We start from the raw sequence: 19,794 nt of genomic DNA, 5'->3' as shown, positions 1-19,794 counted from the left end.
TCTCCCTAACGGTTACAGCAGACCCGCCTGCTTCATGGCCTGCTCCATCACGTCGCGACCGGCATCGGTCAGCGGCGTCATCGGCAGACGAAGCGTGTCGGTCGCCATCAATCCCAATGCCTTACAGGCCCATTTCACCGGAATCGGATTGGGTTCAACAAACAGTTTCTGATGCAGCGGCATCAGACGCTGATTCAGACGGCGGGCTTCAACGAAATTCCCTTGCGCCGCCAGCTCGCACAGCACCGCCATTTCGCGGGCCGCGATGTTGGCTGTCACGGAAATCACGCCGTCGCCACCCAGTTGCATGAAGTCCAGCGAGCTGGCGTCGTCGCCGCTCAGCAAAATGAAATCTTCATGAACCAGCTCTTGGATCTGACTGACCCGGCTTAAGTTCCCGGTCGCTTCCTTGATTGCGACAATATTTTTGATTTCCGACAGACGGGCGACGGTTTCCGGCAACATGTCGCAACCGGTACGGGACGGCACGTTGTAGAGGATTTGCGGCAGGTCGGTGTGCTCGGCAATCGCCTTGAAGTGCAGGAACAAGCCGTTCTGGGTCGGCTTATTGTAATACGGCGTCACGGTCAGGCACCCGGCCACGCCCGTGCCGTTGAAACGCTGGGTGAGGGAAATCGCCTCAGCGGTCGAATTGGCGCCGGTGCCGGCGATGACCGGGATGCGGCCATCACTCAATTCCAGCGTCAGCATCACCACGTCGCCATGCTCATCGTGACTCAAGGTGGCGGATTCGCCGGTGGTGCCCACCGACACAATCGCGGAAGTTCCACTAGCGACATGATAATCAATCAGTTTTTTCAAGCTCGCGCGATCAACGGCACCTTTGTCGTCCATCGGCGTAACCAGAGCAACAATACTACCCGTAAACATTGGCCATCCCCTCCACAAACAAGTGCTTCATGGTACTTTTGACTTCTATGCAAAAGCAAGCTTGCAACCGCGGTTGTCAGCGCTTGGCAGGTGGTTTTTTTTATGTTTACCATGTTACTCCCAACATTTTGTACAGGAAGCACTATTTTGCCGCGCCCACAAGAACACTATCTGGTCATTACCGCGTTGGGGACCGACCGTCCCGGTATCGTCAATACGATTACCCGCCACGTCAGCAGTTGTGGCTGCAACATCGAAGATAGCCGACTTGCGATGCTGGGCACGGAGTTCACCTTTATCATGCTGCTGTCCGGCAGTTGGAACGCGATTACGCTGATTGAATCCACCCTGCCGCTCAAGGGCGCCGAGCTGGAGTTGCTGATCGTGATGAAACGCACCGAATCACAGTCCCGCCCGCCGATGCCGGCCACCGTATGGGTCAAGGTGGATGTCGCTGACTCACCACACATCATTGAACGCTTTACCGATCTGTTCGATTCGCATCAAATGAATATCGCTGAGCTGGTGTCCAAAACCCGCCCCGCCGACGGCGATATGCCGCCGCAACTGTACATCCAGATTACGGCGCACAGCCCGGCCGCGTTGGCCGGTTCAATTATTGAGCCGGCCTTTCATCAGCTATGTACAGAACTGCACGCGCAAGGCAGTATTAGCGTTGTGAACTATCCACAGCACGAAGAGAAAGATGGAGAGTAGTGATGACCACACTGAAAGCCGGTGATATCGCACCGAAATTTAGCTTGCCCGATCAGGATGGCGAACAAGTTAATTTGGCCGACTTCCAGGGACAGCGGGTATTGGTGTATTTCTATCCCAAGGCCATGACGCCAGGTTGCACCGTGCAAGCCTGTGGGCTTCGCGATAACATGGACGAACTGAAAACGTTCGGCGTTGAAGTTCTTGGCATCAGCACCGACAAACCGGAAAAATTGTCCCGTTTTACTGAAAAAGAGCTGCTGAACTTTACCCTGCTGGCCGATGAGGATCACCAGGTAGCGGAGCAGTTCGGCGTCTGGGGTGAAAAAACCTTCATGGGGAAAACCTATGACGGTATTCACCGGGTCAGTTTTCTGATCAATGCCGAGGGCAACATCGAAAAAGTATTCAATGATTTCAAAACCAGTAACCACCACGACATCGTGCTGGATTACCTGAAAGGCGCCTGAGCCTTTTCCTTCCCGATTATTGCCGGTGCAGCGTCTGATGCGCCGGCAAACTGACTCCCGCGCCGCATTTTCCGTTTTTACCCCCGTCTTTTTCCCCTGCCCGTGTTTCATTGTCTGTCGCCGCTGGCTAAGATAATGACAATTCTTTCAGGCTGTTCAGAAGGTTGTATCCGTTATGTCCTATCGGCTCAAACAGACGGTCATCGCCATGCTGGCAGGTGTGTTGCTGAGCGCAAGCCCGCAGGGTTTCCCGGCCGGCACGCAGGAAAACCTGCCGGACATCGGCACCACCGCCGGCGGAACGCTCAGCATCAATCAGGAACTGGTGATGGGGGACTTTTACCTGCGCCAGTTGCGCGCCGGCGCGCCGCTGATTAACGACCCGCTACTGATGCAGTACATCAACCAACTGGGCGGGCGGCTGGTCAAATCAGCCGATTCCGTGCGTACGCCGTTCCATTTCTTTCTGGTCAATAACGACGAAATCAACGCCTTCGCCTTTTTCGGCGGCAATGTGGTGCTGCACTCCGGGCTGTTCCGCTACGTAGAGAATGAAAGCGAGCTGGCCTCGGTGCTGGCGCACGAAATCTCCCACGTGACTCAGCGTCATCTGGCGCGCGCGATGGAAGCCCAGAAAGCCAACGCGCCGCTGGCCTGGGCCGGCGCTTTCGGTTCGCTGCTGCTGGCGATGGCGAATCCGCAGGCCGGGTTCGCCGCGCTGAGCGGCACGCTAGCCGGCGCGCAGCAAAGCGTCATCAGCTTTACCCAGTCCAACGAACAGGAAGCGGACCGCATCGGGATTCAGGTGCTGCAACGCGCCGGATTTGACCCGCAGGCGATGCCCAATTTCCTGCAACGGCTGGCGGATACCTCCCGCTACGCCACCAAACCGCCGGAAATGCTGCTGACGCACCCGTTGCCGGAAAGCCGGTTGTCGGACGCCCGTAACCGCGCCAACCAGATGAAATCGGTCCCGATGCACTCCTCGCAGGATTTCCTGTTCGCCAAGGCTCGCGTGCTGGGCATGTACGGCTCGCAGGACAACCCGTATGGCGCCGCGTTGCTGGACAACTGGGCCAAAGGCAACGCGCGCGAGCAGCAGGCCGCCCAATATGGCCGCGCGATCCGCGCCTATCAAACCAAGAAATACGATGATGCGCGCGCCACGCTGCAACCGCTGCTGGACAAGTCGCCGTCAAACCCCTGGTTTCTTGATCTGATGACCGATATTGATATCGGCCAGCAGCGAGCCGATCAGGCAGTCGTCCGCCTGCAGAAAGTGCCGGATGTGCAAGACAACCCGGTGCTGCAACTCAACCTGGCCAACGCGATGGTGGAAAGCCGCAAATCTGCCGACGCCATCCGCATTCTGCGCAAATACACTTACGCCCACCCGGACGATCCGAACGGCTGGGACTTACTGGCGCAAGCTTCCGCCGCGCAAAACATGCGTGGAGAAGAATTGTCATCCCGGGCGGAAAGTCTGGCGCTGAACGGCAAGCTGGACCAGGCTATCCGCCTGCTGAGCAACGCCAGCTCACAAAGCAAACTCGGCAGCCTGGATCAGGCGCGCTACGACGCGCGCATCGATCAGTTGCGCGCGTTGCAGCAACGCTTCCGCCCTTACGAGAAATCCTGAAAAAGGTGAGTTAAATGAGTAAACCGGTGACCATTTATCATAATCCGCGCTGCTCCAAAAGCCGCGAAACCCTGGCCTTGTTGCAGCAACAAGGCATCGAACCGGAAGTGGTGCTGTATCTGGAGACGCCGCCGGATGCCGCCACGCTGGGTAAGCTTCTCAAACAACTGGGATTCGCCAGCGCGCGCGAACTGATGCGCCGTAAAGAAGATCTGTACCGAGAACTGAATCTGGCCGGCGACAGCCTGACGGAAGCGCAACTGATTCAGGCGATGGTAACCCACCCAAAGCTGATTGAACGCCCGATTGTGATCGCCAACGGCAAGGCTAAGCTCGGCCGCCCGCCGGAGCAGGTGTTGGATATTCTGTGACGGGCAGCGTCACAACCCGAGGATCTCTTTGACGAAAGGAATCGTCAGCTTACGCTGGGCGGTGATGGAAGCGTGATCCAACTGATCCAGCGTCATGAACAGAGTACGCATTTCCCGATCCAGCCGTTTAAGCAGAAAACGGCTGACATCTTCCGGCAGTTCAAAACCACGCAGTCGGGCGCGCAACTGCAACGCTTCGCCTTTCTCTTCATCCGACAGCGGCTGCAGCCGGTAAATCTGCCCCCAGTCGAGACGTGACGCCAGATCCGCCAGTTGCAGATTGATTTGACGCGGCGGCCGATCGCCGGTGATCAGCAGCCGGGTGCGCCCGCCTTCCTGAATACGGTTGTACAGATTGAACAGCGCCATTTCCCACGCTTCATCGCCGGCAATCGACTCGATATTGTCGATGCACACCAGCGCCAGTTGCTCCATTCCTTCCAGCACCTCCGGGACAAAGTAGGCGCGTTTATCCAGCGGCACATAGCCGACCGCACTGCCGAGACGAGATAGTTCAGCGCAGGCGGCATGCAGCAAGTGGCTACGCCCGCCGCCTTCGCGCGACCAAAAATAGATGTAGCTGCCATGTTCCTGATTCAGCGTCGTGTGGATAGCGGCCAGCAGAGACGTGTTTTCTCCCGGATAGAAACTGGCAAAGGTTTCGTCATCGGGTAAATAGAGTGGCAATGATAACTGTGCCGGAGTGTTCAGAAGCACCTCAAACCAAACGGGCAGGAAAACGGATCAAGTTTAGCATAGAAACCTTTTGCGATTGAACCGTCAACCGGCCGCTTCGCCGCATGGCCCGCCAGCGCACCGGCGGGCCATAAGATTACCGAGCGGAAGCCTGATCGTCCGCCTCGTCAATCACCTCTTCTTCTTTACGGAACAGGCTGATGACACGGAACAGCAGGCTCAGGAACACACCGACCACCGTCGCCAGCGCCATGCCTTTCAGCTCCACGGCGCCCAGATGGATTTTCGCGCCGCTGACGCCGATGATCAGGATAACCGAGGTCAGGATCAGATTCTGCGCCTTGTTATAATCCACTTTGGATTCGATCAGCACCCGGATACCGGACGCGCCGATAACCCCGTACAGCAGCAGCGACACGCCGCCCATCACCGGCACCGGCACCGCCTGAATCGCGGCGGCCAGTTTACCCACGCAGGAAAGCAGAATCGCCAGCACCGCCGCCCCGCCGATCACCCAGGTGCTGTAAACCTTGGTGATCGCCAGCACGCCGATGTTCTCGCCATAGGTGGTATTCGGGGTGGAGCCAAAGAAACCAGACAGTATGGTGGACACGCCGTTGGCGAACAGAGAACGGTGCAGACCTGGATCGCGCATCAGATCTTTTTTCACGATATTGGCGGTCACCACCAGATGACCAATGTGCTCGGCAATCACCACCAGCGCGGCAGGCAGCACCGTCAGCATCGCCACCCACTCAAAACGCGGCGTGTAGAACGTCGGCAGTGCGAACCAGGACGCCTGGGCGATCGGCGCCAGATCCACCACGCCCATGACGAAGGAGAGCGCATACCCCGCCAGTACGCCGATCAGGATCGGGATAATGGCCAGAAAACCGCGAAACAACACGGAACCCAGTATCGTTACCGCCAGCGTCACCAGCGAAATGGTGACGGTTTTACCGTCCACGTCCGTGCCGGCGGCAGGCAACAAGCCCGCCATGTTCGCCGCCACACCCGCCAGTTCCAGGCCGATCACCGCGACGATCGCGCCCATCGCCGCCGGTGGGAAAATCACATTCAGCCAGCCGATTCCGGCCTTTTTCACCAGCAGCGCCACCAGGCAAAACAGCACGCCGCACAGAATGAAACCGCCCAACGCCACTTCATAGCCCAGCGGCAACAGCAACAATACCGGAGAAATAAACGCAAAGCTGGAACCGAGATAGGCCGGAATCTTGCCTCGACAGATAAACAGATAAAGCAGCGTGCCGATGCCATTGAACAGCAGTACGGTCGCCGGGTTGACCTTGAACAGAATCGGCACCAGCACGGTGGCGCCAAACATGGCGAACAGATGCTGGAAACTCAACGGTATGGTTTGCAGGAGCGGGGGGCGTTCACTGACGCCGATGGCGCGACGAGTCATCTTGTTTTCCTCTGTGTCTCAGACTGAAAAATACCGGGGAACCCGGCAGAAAGTTCAGCGCCGGCACACACCGGCGCAGAAAAAATGTCGCCATCCGTGGTATGCGCAGAACCACCCCGTCACGTCAGGAGCGGGCTGTGTCGTACGCAAAAAAAAGCCGACTCTGCAGTCGGCTGGCTATCATTTGGTACCAAACAGTTTATCGCCCGCATCGCCCAGGCCCGGCATGATGTAGCCGTGTTCGTTGAGGCCTTTGTCTATCGAGGCGGTGTAGAGTTCTACATCTGGGTGCGCTTTCTCCAGCGCGGCGATCCCTTCCGGCGCCGCCACCAGCACCAGCACTTTGATGCTGCGGCAGCCGGCTTTTTTCAGCAGATCGATAGTGGCGATCATCGAGCCGCCGGTCGCCAGCATCGGGTCCACCACCAGCGCCATACGCTCATCGATATTGGAAGCCAGTTTCTGAAAATAGGGTACCGGCTCCAGCGTCTGTTCGTCGCGGTACATCCCTACCACGCTGATGCGCGCGCTGGGTACGTTTTCCAGCACCCCTTCCATCATGCCGAGGCCGGCGCGCAGAATGGGGACGACGGTAATTTTCTTGCCTTTGATTTGATCGACTTCGACCGGGCCGCACCAGCCTTCGATGGTCACCTTTTCCGTCGCCAGATCGGCGGTGGCTTCGTAGGTCAGCAAGCTGCCGACTTCAGACGCCAGTTCGCGGAAACGCTTGGTACTGACATCGTGTTCGCGCATCAGACCCAGTTTATGTTTGACGAGCGGGTGTTTCACCTCGACGATTTTCATTACTCTTTCTCCCCATCGGCAGTGTACGGCCAAAAAAATCGCGGGATTATACCGCTTTTTCTCATGTACGCCATAGATTCAAGTCTGATCCAAATCAAGCCGAAACGGAAATTACCGCGCGCCACTCCGTACGTCGGCCGACGGTGGCCGTCATACCGGTTTGCCGAAACCGCTACACCGCAAACACACCGCTCGCAAACGTTTGCTTACGCTGTTAGAATTAGCGCGCTCCATTTTTTAAACCAATCGTAACCTCCGTGGGGACTTCCGCAGTGACCGATAAAACCTCTCTCAGCTATAAAGACGCAGGCGTGGATATTGATGCTGGCAATGCATTGGTAGACCGTATCAAAGGTGTAGTGAAACAGACCCGCCGCCCGGAAGTCATGGGTGGACTGGGCGGTTTCGGTGCCCTGTGCGCCTTACCGCAAAAATACCGCGAACCGGTACTGGTTTCCGGTACGGACGGTGTCGGCACCAAGCTGCGTCTGGCGATGGACCTGCAACGTCATGATACGATTGGTATCGATCTGGTGGCGATGTGCGTTAACGATCTGGTGGTACAGGGCGCCGAGCCGCTGTTCTTCCTGGATTATTACGCCACCGGCAAGCTGGATGTGGACACCGCCGCCCGCGTTATCACCGGCATTGCCGAAGGCTGCAAACAATCTGGTTGCGCACTGGTGGGCGGTGAAACCGCCGAAATGCCCGGCATGTACCACGGCGACGACTACGATGTGGCCGGTTTCTGCGTCGGCGTGGTGGAAAAAGCCGATATTATCGACGGCAGCAAAGTCCGTGAAGGTGACGCGCTGATCGCGCTGGCGTCCAGCGGCCCGCACTCCAACGGCTACTCGCTGATCCGCAAAATCCTCGAAGTGAGCGGCGCCAACCCGGAACAGGTTCAACTGGACGGCAAACCGCTGGCGGACCATCTGCTGGCCCCGACCAAAATCTACGTCAAATCGGTGCTGTCATTGATTGAAAACGTGGACGTACACGCCATCTCCCATCTGACCGGCGGCGGCTTCTGGGAAAACATCCCGCGCGTACTGCCGGAAGGCATGCAGGCGACCATCGACGAATCCAGCTGGCAGTGGCCGGCAGTGTTCGAATGGCTGCAGCAGAGCGGCAATGTTAGCCGTCATGAAATGTACCGCACCTTTAACTGCGGCGTCGGCATGATCATCGCCCTGCCGGCGGATCAGGCGGATAAAGCCATTGCTCACCTCAACGCCAGCGGCGAAACCGCCTGGAACATCGGCGTGATTACCCGCACCGACGGCGGAGAGACAGTGGTTATTCAGTGATGAAAAACATCGTTGTCCTGATTTCGGGTCAGGGAAGCAATCTGCAGGCGTTGATCGACGCCTGTCAGAGCGGCCGCATCGCAGGGCGAATTACCGCAGTATTCAGTAACAATCCGGACGCTTTCGGTCTGGAACGAGCGCGTGACGCCGGCATCGCCGCCCACGCGCTGTTGCCGGGCGATTACGCCAACCGCGCGGATTTCGACCAGGCGCTGGCGGCGGAAATCGACCAATACCAGCCGGACGTAGTGGTGTTGGCCGGCTACATGCGCATCCTCAGCACCGGGTTCGTGACGCGCTTCCTTGGCAAGATGCTGAACATCCACCCATCGTTACTGCCGAAATATCCCGGTCTGCACACCCATCGTAAGGCGTTGGAAAACGGCGACGACGAACACGGTACCTCGGTACATTTCGTGACCGAAGAGCTGGACGGCGGCCCGGTGATCCTGCAGGCCCGAGTGCCGATTTTCCCCGGCGATACCGAGCAGGACGTTCAGGAACGGGTGCAAACGCAGGAATACAGCATCTACCCGCTGGTGGTGGGCTGGTTTCTGGCTGGACGGCTGGCGTTGCGCGACAATCAAGCCTGGCTTGATGGCGAGGCCATTCCCGTCGGCGGTTACGCCGCCGAGTAAGCGTACCTTTTCCCTACTACGCTGGTTACCTACTCGCCCTGACGCTTTGTCGGGGCGTTTTCCCTGAGTGATACTCCTCCGACGAGCGTTGCCACACCTGGTCGCCGTCATTCTTGCCAGATAATGACCTTCGTCACAAAGGTTACAGAATTGTATGTAACCGCTTTCATTGCTGTGACCTGACTCACGCAGTCTCTCCATAACGCCTGACAGAATAGTCCGAACAGCTTGAGTGTCAGGGCCGCCCTCGTGAACTTTTTCTTCTGTGGTGAGTATTGATGATTACCATTCGTGATGTCGCGCGCCAGGCAGGCGTTTCCATCGCCACCGTTTCCCGCGTGCTCAACAACAGCAGCTCGGTCACCCAACAGACGCGCGAGCTGGTACTGCAGACGGTCGAGCAGTTGGGCTACCGACCCAACGCCAATGCGCAGGCGTTGGCTTCGCAGGTCAGCGACACCATCGGCGTGGTGGTGATGGACGTGTCTGACCCGTTCTTCGGCGCTATGGTCAAAGCGGTGGACACCGTGGCGCAGCGCCTGCAAAAACATGTGCTGATTAACAACTCCTATCATCAGGAAGAAAAGGAGCGGCACGCCATCGAAGTGCTGATCCGCCAGCGCTGTAACGCGCTGATCGTACATGCAAAAGCCTTATCTGATGAAGAACTGGCGGAGTTCATGGACCAGGTGCCCGGTATGGTGCTGATCAACCGGTTGCTGCCGGACTACCCGCACCGCTGCGTTTGCCTCGACAACGTCAGCGGCGCGATGATGGCGACCCGTATGCTGTTGCAGCAGGGGCACCAGCGCATCGGTTATCTCCGCTCCAGCCACCCGATAGAGGACGTGACGGAACGCCTTACCGGCTGGCGACAGGCGTTGCAGGAACAGGGTACCGAGCCGCCCGACGAGTGGATCGCCAGCGGCGAGCCTGACCTACAGGGCGGTGAAGCGGCGATGGTGGAACTGTTGGGGCGCAACCAGCAACTGACCGCGGTGTTCGCCTACAACGATGGCATGGCGGCCGGCGCGTTGATGGCGCTGAAAGATAACGGCATCACGGTGCCGGAGCGGTTTTCGGTGGTCGGTTTCGACGATATCCCGATTTCCCGTTACACCGACCCGCGCCTGACGACCATCCGCTACCCTATTGTTTCTATGGCGAAAATCGCCACGGAACTGGCGCTAAAAGGCGCGGCCGGACTGCTGGACCCCACCGCCAGACACTGTTTCATGCCGACGTTGGTGCGGCGGCATTCGGTGGCAGCCCGTTAACATTCGGTGGCTGCCGTTAAAATGTGGGAGCTGTCACTAATTCTTTCAAATCCTCCATGTAACCGCTTTCAATCTGTGAGTAAATTCACAGTTAATTAACATTGCGCTCTCTATGATGAGGGCGTACTGCGTAGGCCGGACGCCTTGTAATACGGTCGCCCAGTCAGTTGAATCGTTAGCGGCCGCCACGGCGAAAACGTTCACAATATCGGTTTCAGGACGCTATCTGTTTCAGGATGCATTACCGGGCGGCGCCACCGAACAGGTGAGCACTGCCTGAAAACAGGGAAGTCAGGCTTTAAGCGGGCCATGCCTGCAAACTCCGTCAGCCTGGCGTTACGACGCCGCACTGACGATGACTAACTGACTGCCGTACTACGTCTACCCTGCGTCGTGCGGCCGGACTGAGAACTACCCTGCATAAACCCGGAGATATCATGAATAAGAAGGTTTTCACTCTCACCGCCCTGGTTGCCAGCATGATGTTCGGAGCCTCCGCCCATGCCGCGGATACCCGTATCGGCGTCACCATCTACAAATACGACGATAACTTCATGTCGATGGTACGCAAAGATATTGAAAAAGAAGCCAAGGCTCTGGGTGGCGTCGAGCTGCTGATGAACGACTCACAGAACGACCAATCCAAACAGAACGATCAGGTGGACGTGCTGCTGGCCAAAGGCGTGAAAGCGCTGGCTATCAACCTGGTTGACCCGGCCGCCGCCGCGATTGTGGTGCAGAAAGCGAAGGCCGCCGACGTACCGGTGGTGTTCTTTAACAAAGAACCGAATGCCAAAGTTCTGGCCAGCTACGACAAAGCCTACTACGTCGGTACCGACTCCAAAGAGTCCGGTATCATTCAGGGTCAGTTGATCGCCAAACACTGGAAAGCGAATTCGTCCTGGGATCTGAACAAAGACGGCACCATTCAGTACGCCCTGCTGAAAGGCGAACCGGGACACCCGGATGCCGAAGCCCGCACCAAATATGTGGTGGACACCCTGACCAAAGAAGGGTTGAAAGTCCAGCAATTGCAGATGGACACCGCCATGTGGGATACCGCGATGGCTAAAGACAAGGTTGACGCCTGGATGTCCGGTCCTAACGCCAACAAGATCGAAGTGCTCATCGCCAACAATGACGCGATGGCGATGGGTGCGGTAGAAGCGCTGAAAGCCCACAACAAGAGCAGTATTCCGGTGTTCGGCGTTGACGCCCTGCCGGAAGCGCTGTCGCTGATCAAATCCGGCGCGCTGGCCGGCACCGTGCTGAACGATGCGGAAAACCAGGCCAAAGCCACGCTGGATCTGGCGAAAAACCTGGCGCTGGGTAAACCGGCGGGCGAAGGCACCAACTTCAAAATTGAAAACAAAGTGGTACGCGTACCGTACGTGCCGGTTGATAAAGACAACCTGACGCAGTTCCTGAAGTAATCTCGTCGGGGCGCGGCAACCGCTGCGCCCCTACTGCTTGAACGAATGATTTTTTCAGCCAGGCAGTCATGTTCGGCCCGGCAACGTTTCAGCCAGGTAATTATTTCGACCAGGTAAAATATGACCAGTGACACTCTAACCACTCAGCGCGAATTCCTGCTGGAGATGACCAATATCAGTAAGTCGTTTCCCGGTGTAAAGGCATTGGATAATGTCAACCTGAAGGTGCGCCCCCACTCCATCCATGCCCTGATGGGAGAAAATGGCGCAGGAAAATCGACGCTGCTGAAATGTCTGTTCGGCATTTACCAGAAAGATTCGGGCAGCATTCAATTTCAGGGGCAGGAAGTCGATTTCAAAAGCGCCAAAGAAGCGCTGGAGAATGGCGTATCCATGGTTCATCAGGAATTGAACCTGGTTTTACAACGTTCGGTCATGGATAACATGTGGCTCGGGCGTTACCCGAAAAAAGGACTGTTCGTCGATCAGGAAAAAATGTATCGCGACACCAAAGCGATTTTCGATGAACTGGATATCGATATCGATCCGCGCGACAAAGTGGCCTCGCTGTCGGTGTCGCAAATGCAGATGATCGAAATTGCCAAAGCGTTTTCCTACAACGCCAAAATCGTCATCATGGACGAACCCACCTCGTCGCTGACGGAAAAAGAGGTGAACCATCTGTTCACTATCATCCGCAAGCTGAAAGACCGGGGCTGCGGCATCGTCTACATCTCCCACAAAATGGAAGAGATCTTCCAGCTGTGTGATGAGATCACCATACTGCGTGATGGTCAGTGGGTCGCCACCCAGCCGCTGGAAGGCCTGAATATGGACCAGATCATCGCGATGATGGTCGGCCGTTCCCTCAATCAGCGTTTTCCGGACAAAACCAACACGCCCGGCGACGTCATGCTGGAAGTGCGCGGCCTGACCTCAATGCGCCAGCCGTCGATCCGCGATGTGTCGTTCGACCTGCGTCAGGGCGAGATTCTGGGAATTGCCGGTCTGGTCGGCGCCAAACGCACCGACATCGTCGAAACCCTGTTCGGTATCCGCGAAAAACTCAGCGGTACCATCAAACTGCACGGCAAAGACATCAACAACCATACCGCCAACGAAGCCATCAACAACGGCTTCGCGCTGGTCACCGAAGAGCGCCGCTCTACCGGTATTTACGCCTATCTGGATGTCGGCTTCAATTCGCTGATTTCCAACATTCACAAATACAAAAACAGCCTTGGCCTGCTGGACAACAAACGCATGAAAAGCGATGTGCAGTGGGTCATTGATTCCATGCGGGTGAAAACCCCCGGCCACCACACCGCCATCGGCTCGCTGTCCGGCGGTAACCAGCAGAAGGTGATTATCGGACGCTGGCTGCTGACCCAACCGGAAATCCTGATGCTGGACGAACCGACCCGCGGCATTGACGTCGGCGCCAAATTCGAGATTTATCAGCTTATTTCAGAGCTGGCGAAAAAGGGCAAAGGAATCATCATCATCTCGTCTGAAATGCCGGAATTGCTGGGCGTTACCGACCGCATTCTGGTGATGAGTAATGGCCTCGTCGCAGGCATTGTCGAAACCAAGAACACCACGCAGAACGAAATTCTCCGTTTAGCGTCGTTACACCTTTAATGATGCAAGGGCTGTTACCATGAAAGCTACAACTAAAAAAAGTGCGCTCACCTGGCTGAAAGACAGCGGCATTTACGCCGTGCTGCTGGTATTGCTGGTGATTATTATTATCCAGGATCCCACCTTTCTCAGTCTCACCAACCTGAGTAACATTCTGACCCAGTCTTCGGTGCGCGTGATCATCGCGCTCGGCGTGGCCGGGCTTATCGTCACTCAAGGCACCGACCTGTCGGCCGGTCGTCAGGTCGGCCTCGCCGCGGTGGTCGCCGCCACGCTGTTGCAGGCGATGGATAACAGCAACAAGGTATTCCCGCACCTTGAAACTATGCCGATTCCGCTGGTAATCCTGATTGTCTGCGCCATTGGCGCGCTGATCGGTCTGGTCAACGGCATCATCATCGCCTACCTGAAAGTGACGCCGTTCATCACCACATTAGGTACGATGATCATCGTCTACGGCATCAACTCCCTGTATTACGACATCGTCGGCGCGTCGCCGATCGCCGGCTTTGACGACCGTTTCTCCACCTTCGCGCAGGGTTTTATCCGCTTCGGTGACTTCAAACTGTCCTATATCACCTTCTATGCGGTGATTGCAGCGGTGTTCGTGTGGATCCTGTGGAACAAGACCCGCTTTGGCAAAAATATCTTCGCTATCGGCGGCAACCCGGAAGCAGCCAAAGTCTCCGGCGTGAACGTCTCGCTGAACCTGATTCTGGTGTACATGCTGTCCGGTGTGTTCTATGCCTTCGGCGGTATGCTGGAAGCCGGCCGTATCGGCAGCGCCACCAACAACTTAGGCTTCATGTATGAACTCGACGCCATCGCGGCGTGCGTGGTCGGCGGTGTGTCCTTTGCCGGCGGCGTGGGTACGGTGGCAGGCGTGGTGACCGGGGTTATCATCTTTACCCTTATCAACTACGGTCTGACTTACATCGGCGTCAGCCCTTACTGGCAGTACATCATCAAAGGCGGCATCATCATCTTCGCCGTAGCGCTGGACTCTCTGAAATACGCCCGCAAAAAATAACGCGCGCGCCGTACATCGCACCGTCAAACCTGCCACCCCGGTGGCAGGTTTTTCTTTTTTATAGGACTAATAGCGCTCATATGGCGCCGCCAATCACCGATGCTTATGCCCTTCCCCCTGTTCGTCCGACGAAGACCTTATTTTGCACACGCCCGCTGCTGCTATAAGATAGAGGGCTTTTGTGATTTCCATTGACGGGACGCGGCAGGCAGCCCCGCGTTGTCCGTCGTGACGCTAGTTTGTAGGGAAAATGGATGAAAAAACTTCTCGCACTGATGGCGCTCGGTCTCAGCGCCTGTTTCATGCTCAGCGCCGCGCAGGCCGGCAGCACGCTGGATCGGGTAAAACAGACCGGTGTGGTCCGTAACGTCCTGTTCAATGACTACCCGCCGTTTAGCTATCTGGACGATAAAAATCAGCTAGTCGGTTTCGATGTGGACGTCGCCAACGCGGTGGCGCAGAAGCTGGGCGCCAGACTGGAACTGGCGACGCCGGGTTGGGAAACCATCGTCGGCGGCAAGTGGCAAGGCCGCTGGAACATGTGCATCTGCTCCATGACTCCAAACGCCGAACGCGCCAAGGTGCTGGATTTCGCCACCCCCTACTACAGCACCTTCGCCGTGTTGATCGTCCATAAAGATGAGAAAAACATCCAATCCGCCGCCGACCTGAGCAACAAGAAAGTCGGTCTGGGGCTGGGTTCCAGCTACGAGAATTACCTGAACAAAAGTCTGGCGATCCCGGGCGGTAAGCCGATCGCCTTCCCGTTTGATCATGTGCAGGCGGTGCCTACCGATGAAGAAATGGCGTTCCGTAATCTGGCGCTGGGTCCGGGTAAACGGCTGGATGCGGTGATTTCCGATCGCATCACCGCCAAACCGCGTATCGAGAAGCTGCCGCAACTGCGTATCCTGCAGGAACTGTATGCCGAACCGAACTGGATTGCCGTCGACAAAGGCGACCCGGAATGGAGTAAAACGCTGGCCGATGCCATCACCGCGCTGCGCGCCGACGGCACGCTGAAAGCCATCTCCATGAAGTGGTTTGGTGAAGACATCACCGGGGTCACCCCGTAATGTCGCGTTCGTCTGCTGAAACCCCGTCTCACATGCCGCCGGCGCCTGAGCGCGCCGGATTTGGTTTTCGTCTGCGCGCCGGCCTGACCTGGCTGGTGCTGCTCAGCCTGCTGCTGTGGCTGTTTTCGTTTATGGACCTGGACACCGGCCTGATCCGGCAGAAACTGCCCTCCATGCTGGGGATGCACCTGTCGCCGGACGGTTTCATCCAGGGTGCGGTGCTGAGCGTCGTCATTACCATCATTTCCATGCTGTTCTGCATCTTGCTGGCGGTGATCACCGCCGCAGGCCGCCTGTCTTCCAGTGCGATCGCTTTCGGCTGCGCCACATTCTATGTATCGCTGTTTCGCGGCACGCCGCTGCTGGTGCAGGTGCTGATTATCTACCTCGCGCTGCCGCAGGTCGGCATCGTGATGAGCGCCTTTACCTCTGGCATCATCGCGCTGTCGTTAAACTATGGCGCCTATCTGGCGGAAACCATCCGTAGCGGCGTACTCGCGGTTCCCCGCGGTCAGAAAGAAGCCGCCATGGCGCTGGGGCTGTCGCGCTGGGTGATCACCACCCACGTGGTGGCGCCGCAGGCGCTGCGCATCATCATTCCGCCCGCCGGCTCTCAGTTCATTTCGATGATCAAAGACTCTTCGCTGGTGTCGCTGATGGGGCTGTGGGAACTGAACTTTCTGGCGCAGTCTTATGGCCGCAGCACCTACCACTACATGGAGATGCTCACCACCGCCGCCGTCATTTACTGGCTGCTGTCCATCGGGCTGGAATTGCTGCAAGGGCGGCTGGAACGCCACTTTAGCCGCGGCTACGAGCACCACGACGGTAAAACGCCCTCCTGAATCCCCGGCTCGCCTACTCACCACCCTGTCGCGGCGACTTTAATTATTTACATAACCTTTGCCAGCCCTGTGAAATATCAGGGCTTTTTCTTTTTTAGCCTCAGTTCCCTTTAGTTTCCATTGCAAATAAAAATAATTATTATTATTTTTTCCTGCCTCATTTTGACGCGAACAGCCTTATTTTTTACGAGAAAAGAACATGCGCATCGTTTTTCTCCTCTTTGTCGTGCTCGGGTTCAGCCCGCTGACGCAGGCCAAAACCGTCACTGACATCACCGGTCGTCAGGTTACGATTCCCGATAACCCGCAGCGCATCGCGCTGGGCGAAAGCCGCATGCTGTATACGCTGGCCTTGCTGGAACCGGGCAACCCGGCGCAACGCGTGGTGGGATGGCCGGGCGACCTGGCACGTTACGATGCCCAAAGCTGGAACCACTACATCGCCAAGTTTCCCGACATTGCTCGCATCCCGCAGTTGGGTAACGGCAATCTCAACAACGTCAACGCGGAAGCCCTGCTGCCGCTTAAACCGGATCTGGTGATCCTGCCGCGACTGGCTAAAGGCGCCGACAACGAACAAAGCATCCAGCAGGCGCTGACTCAGGCGGGCATCCCCTATATTTATGTCGACCTGCGCGTTGACCTGCTGAAAAACACCGTGCCCAGCCTGCGCCTGCTCGGCGACGCGCTCAATCGGTCGTCACGCGCCGACGCGTTTATCGCGTTCTACCAGCAGCACATGGACGCCGTCAAAGCGCGGCTGGCGCAGTATCAGGGCCGCAAAACCACGGTGATGCTGCACCTGCATCTTGGCCGCCGCGACACCTGCTGCACCACGGCGGTCAACGGCAATCTCGGCGAACTGCTGGCCTTCGCCGGCGGCGACAACATCGCCGCCGGCAAGGTGAAAGGCGTATACGGCGAACTCAGCCCGGAACAGGCGTTAGCCGCCAGACCGGATGTCTACATCGCCACCGGCATGGCCGGACCGGACGGCAAACGCCTTTCCGACCTGATGCTCGGCCCGGACGTTACCCCCCGGCAGGCCAGCGACAGTTTCCGCACCCTGCTGATGCAGGAACCGCTGCTCTCACATCTGAGTGCCGTCGGCACCGGCCGCGCCTGGAGCATGTGGCACAATTTTTATCTCAGCCCGTATCACGTGGTGATGGTGGAAATGTTCGCCAAAGCCCTCTATCCGACGCTGTTTGGCGACATCGACCCGCAGCGCACCTTACAACAACTCTATCAACAGTTTTTACCGCTTGATTTTTCAGGGACCTATTGGAGTCAGTTAACACATGAATAACCTTCATTGGCAAAAGGGCTGGCCGCTGCTGGCCCTGCTGCCTTTCAGTCTGCAAGCCGCCACCACGTCGGCCGATAGCGACGCCGCCGCAAAAAATACCAAAAAGCAGGACGACACGATGGTGGTGACCGCCAGCACGCCTGCCAGCGGCGCACGGGAAACCGGCTACCAGCCGCACAACGCCGTCACCGGCACCCGCACCGACAGCCGCCTGCTGGACATCCCGCAAGCCGTCAATGTGGTGCCACAGCAGGTGCTGGAAGATCAGGCGGCCAGAAATCTTGATGAAGCGTTGTACAACGTCAGCGGCATCACCCAGGCTAACACCCTCGGCGGGACGCAGGATGCGGTGATGAAGCGCGGTTTCGGCGATAACCGTGACGGTTCCATCCTGCGCGACGGCATGCGTTCGATTCAGGCGCGCAACGTCACCCCAACCACCGAACGGGTGGAAGTGCTGAAAGGACCGGCGTCGATGCTGTACGGCTGGGGCGAACCCGGCGGTATGATCAACATCATCAGCAAAAAGCCGGAACTGGTGCAGAAAACCCATATCGAAGGCTGGAACAGCAGCTTCAACGGCGGCGGCGGTCAGTTGGACGTCACCGGCCCGCTCGGCACCTCCGGCCTGGCCTACCGCATGATCGTCGATCACGATGAAACCGACTACTGGCGCAATTTCGGCCGCAACCGCCAGACCACCATTGCGCCGTCGCTGATGTGGTACGGTGAAAACACCACCGTGCGGGTCTCTTACGAGCACATGGAATACCTGACGCCGTTCGATCGCGGCACGGTGATCGACAGCCGCACCGGCAAACCGGTCAATACCCCGCGCGAACGCCGGTTTGACGAAGCTTACAACGCCACCCGCGGCGATCAGGACACGCTGACCTTCCAGATGGAAAGCGCCATTAACGATCGCTGGAAAACCAAGCTGAATTACGCCTACAGTCGTAATACTTACAACGACAATCAGGCACGCGCCACCAGCTATAACGCCACCACCGGCATCCTGACACGTCAGGCCGATGCGACCGCCGACGCCCGCAGCCAGTCGCAGAACGTGCAACTGACGCTGAACGGCGATATCGACTGGGGCAGCATCAACCATCAGTTGCTGTTTGGCGTGGACCACGAAGCCGACCGCACCCATCGCGGCGATATGTTGCGCAGCACCCAGCGTTACAGTTTCAACGTCTATAACCCGGTCTACGGCTTGCAACCGGCCTCCACCACCGTCAGCGCGGCGGACAGCGACCAGCGCGAGAACGTCGATAGCACCGGTATCTTTATGCAGGATGCTATGCGTCTGGATGAAAACTGGATGCTGCTGGGCGGCGTGCGTTACGACCGCTTTGATGTGATGTCAGGCAAAGGGCGTCCGTTCGTTACCAATACCGATGGCTCCGACAGCCGACTGGTACCGCGCGCCGGGGTGGTCTACAACCTGAACTCCTGGTCATCGCTGTACGCCAGTTACAGCGAGTCGTTCAAACCCAACACCTCGATCGCCACCCAGATTGGGTCAATGGCGCCGGAAACCGGCAAGTCTTACGAAGTAGGCGCCAAGCTGGATCTGCCCAACCGCGTGACCGCCAACCTGGCGCTGTTCGATATCCAGAAGCGCAACGTAATGGTTAGCGAGCTGGTGAACGGAGAAACCGTCACCCGCACCGCCGGCAAGGTTCGTTCGCAAGGGGTGGAAGTGGATGTGGCAGGCAAACTGACCGACAGCCTGAGCCTGATTGGCACCTACGCGTTTACCGATGCCCGCGTCACCTCAGACCCGGATAATCAGGGCAATGAGATGACCAACGTGGCGCGTCATACCGCCTCGCTGTTCCTGACCAACGACTTCGGTAATCTGGGCCTGCACGCCGGCGACGATCTGCGCGCCGGCGTCGGTGCTCGCTACGTCGGCCGTCGCCCCGGCGACGCCGCCAACAGCTTCTTCCTTGACGACTACACGGTGGCGGACGCCTTTGTCACCTACAGCGTGCCGATCAACGGTTATAAGGTGAAGTGGCAGCTCAACGTCAAAAACCTGTTCGACAAAACCTACTACCCGTCGAGCGGCAATAACCTGCGTGTGGCGATTGGCGACCCGCGTGAAGTGGTGCTGCGCGCCAGCGTCGATTTCTAATCATCGGAACCACCCACTGAATCGCGCAGCCTGCATCAAGGCTGCGCGTCTTTCCACACGTTCTTTCCGCAC

General features: G+C 57.6%; 18 protein-coding genes. 14 read left to right on the top strand and 4 right to left on the bottom strand.

Annotated features, from left to right (window positions below; genetic code table 11):
• Positions 1-12: 12 nt before the first annotated feature.
• Complete coding sequence (dapA, locus tag DDA898_RS06230) at positions 13-891, bottom strand: 4-hydroxy-tetrahydrodipicolinate synthase (protein ID WP_038910577.1); 879 nt, start codon at positions 889-891, stop codon at positions 13-15.
• 111 nt (positions 892-1,002) lie between these two features.
• On the opposite strand from dapA, the gene DDA898_RS06225 reads away from it, so the two are divergent.
• The 4 genes from DDA898_RS06225 to arsC all read left to right on the top strand — a co-directional run bounded on the left by DDA898_RS06225 (position 1,003) and on the right by arsC (position 4,088).
• Positions 1,003-1,608 (top strand): glycine cleavage system transcriptional repressor, encoded by a 606-nt coding sequence (locus tag DDA898_RS06225; RefSeq protein WP_201765897.1) that lies wholly within the window; start codon positions 1,003-1,005, stop codon positions 1,606-1,608.
• Between the two features lie 2 nt (positions 1,609-1,610).
• Positions 1,611-2,078 carry a thioredoxin-dependent thiol peroxidase gene (gene bcp / locus DDA898_RS06220; protein ID WP_013316941.1) on the top strand — a complete coding sequence of 156 codons (468 nt, stop codon included), beginning with the start codon at positions 1,611-1,613 and terminating at the stop codon, positions 2,076-2,078.
• Positions 2,079-2,253: 175 nt separating this feature from the next.
• Positions 2,254-3,717 (top strand): beta-barrel assembly-enhancing protease, encoded by a 1,464-nt coding sequence (gene bepA / locus DDA898_RS06215; protein ID WP_038900609.1) that lies wholly within the window; start codon positions 2,254-2,256, stop codon positions 3,715-3,717.
• 14 nt (positions 3,718-3,731) lie between these two features.
• The gene (gene arsC, locus DDA898_RS06210; protein WP_038910574.1) at positions 3,732-4,088 is read left to right on the top strand and encodes an arsenate reductase (glutaredoxin); all 357 of its coding nucleotides are present in this window, start codon (positions 3,732-3,734) and stop codon (positions 4,086-4,088) included.
• A 9-nt stretch (positions 4,089-4,097) separates the two neighbouring features.
• Here the strand turns inward: arsC and hda are convergent, their stop codons facing one another.
• From hda to upp, 3 genes are all read right to left on the bottom strand, one after another.
• Positions 4,098-4,805, bottom strand: coding sequence for a DnaA inactivator Hda (gene hda / locus DDA898_RS06205; RefSeq protein WP_038900607.1), 708 nt, complete (start codon positions 4,803-4,805; stop codon positions 4,098-4,100).
• Between the two features lie 115 nt (positions 4,806-4,920).
• The gene (gene uraA / locus DDA898_RS06200) at positions 4,921-6,210 is read right to left on the bottom strand and encodes a uracil permease (protein ID WP_038900606.1); all 1,290 of its coding nucleotides are present in this window, start codon (positions 6,208-6,210) and stop codon (positions 4,921-4,923) included.
• Between the two features lie 180 nt (positions 6,211-6,390).
• Positions 6,391-7,017, bottom strand: coding sequence for a uracil phosphoribosyltransferase (gene upp / locus DDA898_RS06195; RefSeq protein ID WP_013316936.1), 627 nt, complete (start codon positions 7,015-7,017; stop codon positions 6,391-6,393).
• A 272-nt stretch (positions 7,018-7,289) separates the two neighbouring features.
• Between upp and purM the strand changes: the two genes are divergently transcribed.
• The 10 genes from purM to DDA898_RS06145 all read left to right on the top strand — a co-directional run bounded on the left by purM (position 7,290) and on the right by DDA898_RS06145 (position 19,722).
• Positions 7,290-8,327 carry a phosphoribosylformylglycinamidine cyclo-ligase gene (gene purM / locus DDA898_RS06190; protein ID WP_038910573.1) on the top strand — a complete coding sequence of 346 codons (1,038 nt, stop codon included), beginning with the start codon at positions 7,290-7,292 and terminating at the stop codon, positions 8,325-8,327.
• Positions 8,327-8,965 (top strand): phosphoribosylglycinamide formyltransferase, encoded by a 639-nt coding sequence (gene purN / locus DDA898_RS06185; RefSeq protein ID WP_038910570.1) that lies wholly within the window; start codon positions 8,327-8,329, stop codon positions 8,963-8,965. Before purM ends, purN begins: the two co-directional genes overlap by 1 nt.
• Before the next feature lie 278 nt (positions 8,966-9,243).
• Entirely contained in the window at positions 9,244-10,242 is a 999-nt protein-coding gene (gene galS / locus DDA898_RS06180; protein ID WP_038910568.1) for an HTH-type transcriptional regulator GalS, read from the top strand.
• A 437-nt stretch (positions 10,243-10,679) separates the two neighbouring features.
• Positions 10,680-11,675 carry a galactose/glucose ABC transporter substrate-binding protein MglB gene (gene mglB, locus DDA898_RS06175; protein ID WP_013316932.1) on the top strand — a complete coding sequence of 332 codons (996 nt, stop codon included), beginning with the start codon at positions 10,680-10,682 and terminating at the stop codon, positions 11,673-11,675.
• 120 nt (positions 11,676-11,795) lie between these two features.
• The gene (gene mglA, locus DDA898_RS06170) at positions 11,796-13,316 is read left to right on the top strand and encodes a galactose/methyl galactoside ABC transporter ATP-binding protein MglA (RefSeq protein WP_013316931.1); all 1,521 of its coding nucleotides are present in this window, start codon (positions 11,796-11,798) and stop codon (positions 13,314-13,316) included.
• Positions 13,317-13,335: 19 nt separating this feature from the next.
• Positions 13,336-14,346, top strand: coding sequence for a galactose/methyl galactoside ABC transporter permease MglC (gene mglC / locus DDA898_RS06165; RefSeq protein WP_013316930.1), 1,011 nt, complete (start codon positions 13,336-13,338; stop codon positions 14,344-14,346).
• A 254-nt stretch (positions 14,347-14,600) separates the two neighbouring features.
• Entirely contained in the window at positions 14,601-15,422 is an 822-nt protein-coding gene (locus DDA898_RS06160; protein WP_038910567.1) for an ABC transporter substrate-binding protein, read from the top strand.
• On the top strand, positions 15,422-16,267 hold the full coding sequence (locus DDA898_RS06155) for an amino acid ABC transporter permease (protein WP_081639221.1): 846 nt from the start codon (positions 15,422-15,424) through the stop codon (positions 16,265-16,267). The genes DDA898_RS06160 and DDA898_RS06155 overlap by 1 nt, the downstream gene beginning before the upstream one ends.
• A gap of 199 nt (positions 16,268-16,466) precedes the next feature.
• Positions 16,467-17,576 carry an ABC transporter substrate-binding protein gene (locus tag DDA898_RS06150; protein ID WP_038910566.1) on the top strand — a complete coding sequence of 370 codons (1,110 nt, stop codon included), beginning with the start codon at positions 16,467-16,469 and terminating at the stop codon, positions 17,574-17,576.
• The gene (locus DDA898_RS06145) at positions 17,569-19,722 is read left to right on the top strand and encodes a TonB-dependent siderophore receptor (protein WP_038910564.1); all 2,154 of its coding nucleotides are present in this window, start codon (positions 17,569-17,571) and stop codon (positions 19,720-19,722) included. The genes DDA898_RS06150 and DDA898_RS06145 overlap by 8 nt, the downstream gene beginning before the upstream one ends.
• Positions 19,723-19,794: the final 72 nt, after the last annotated feature.

Source organism: Dickeya dadantii NCPPB 898, assembly GCF_000406145.1.
In the GTDB taxonomy this organism is placed as follows: domain Bacteria; phylum Pseudomonadota; class Gammaproteobacteria; order Enterobacterales; family Enterobacteriaceae; genus Dickeya; species Dickeya dadantii.
Note: the sequence above shows the minus strand (reverse complement) of the source record. Positions and strands in the feature narration are given on the sequence as shown.